At 64.8% G+C, this 1,158-nt stretch carries 2 protein-coding genes; both read right to left on the bottom strand.

Going from position 1 to position 1,158, the window contains the following annotated elements:
• Positions 1 to 409 (bottom strand): CheR family methyltransferase (locus Q8K99_03640; protein MDP2181642.1); only part of this gene is annotated, 409 nt, incomplete at its 3' end.
• Positions 410 to 1,158, bottom strand: a 749-nt coding sequence (locus Q8K99_03635) for a HEAT repeat domain-containing protein (GenBank protein MDP2181641.1), incomplete at its 5' end; no start/stop codon positions are given.

Below are 1,158 nucleotides of genomic sequence, written 5' to 3'. Positions count from 1 at the left end.
CCCCGGATTCGAGCAGCAGCATCGCTATGGTGTAGGGTTCCTCTCCCGTGGAACAGCCGGCGCTCCAGATCCGGAGGACCTTCCGGTCGGCAAGCGTCTCGCGCAGTTCGGGGAGAATCTCCTCGGAAAAAGCGCGAAGCTGCGGGCTTTCCCTGAAGAAGTAGGTCTCGTTCGTGGTAAGGTTGTCCACGAGGATGGTAAGCTCTTCCTCCCGCTTTCGGTCGTAGCGGAGAAAGTGGTAGTACTCCTCGAAGCTCTTGAGCCGGTGCTGCTCAAGCCGGCGCGAAAGCCGGCGCTCAAGAAGGAACTTGGACCCGTCGTCAAAGTATATCCCGCAGTAGTCGTGGACGAAATCACGCAGGAGCCGGAAGACATCATCGGGCAGCGGAATGATCTGCTCTTCAAACATTTATCTCCCCAACGCCTCTTTCGCCGCCCGCCGTACCGCCGTATCCGGATCTCCCTCGGCGATCTTCACGAGGAGTGCCTCAACCGCCGCGTCCCGCTTGCGCTTGAGCGCCTCGACCGCGGCCTTCCGCACGCTCCAGTGCGGGTCTGACAGTCGTGCAATCACGGCCCGCAGCACCGCCTCCCCATCATAGCCGGAGAGCGCCGAAAGCGCGGTCTTGCGGACCTCGGGGTCCGGGTGGTCAGTGAGCGAGAGGATCGGGTCGAGCGCCTGTGGGAAGGCGAGCGCGCCCAGCGCCTCCACAAGGGCAAGGAGAAAAATATCGGACGCCGTGCCGAGGCGCCCCACGAGCGCCAGGCCGGCCTTATTGCCGCCGATCCTGCTTAAGCCCCGCGCGGCGGCTGCCCTGACCCAGGGGTCGGCGTCCGCAAGCAGGGCGATGAGAGCGTCCCGGGCTTCGGGCGCGTCCGTGGCGCCGAGCGCGTCCGTGGCTATCATTCTGACCTCGGGCTCGTCATCGGTGACCGCCAGCAGGAGGGACCGGAGCGCCTTGGCGCCGGGCGCGTTCCCGAGCGCGCTGACCACCGCCTTCCGGACATCGGGATCCTCGTCCTTGAGCGCGAAGGCAAGGGCGTCCACGGCCTTTTCCGTCGTAAATTTCCCGAACAGGAGCGCGATGTTCCTGCGCATAAAGGCGTCGCGGGAAGAGAATTCCTTGGTGAGCCCGTCAAGCACGGACTCATCGCCGA

It is taken from the genome of Actinomycetota bacterium (genome assembly GCA_030682655.1).
Classification (GTDB): Bacteria; Actinomycetota; Coriobacteriia; order Anaerosomatales; family JAUXNU01; genus JAUXNU01.
The sequence above is the reverse complement of the archived record's forward strand: the minus strand, read 5'-3'. Positions and strand labels throughout refer to the sequence as shown.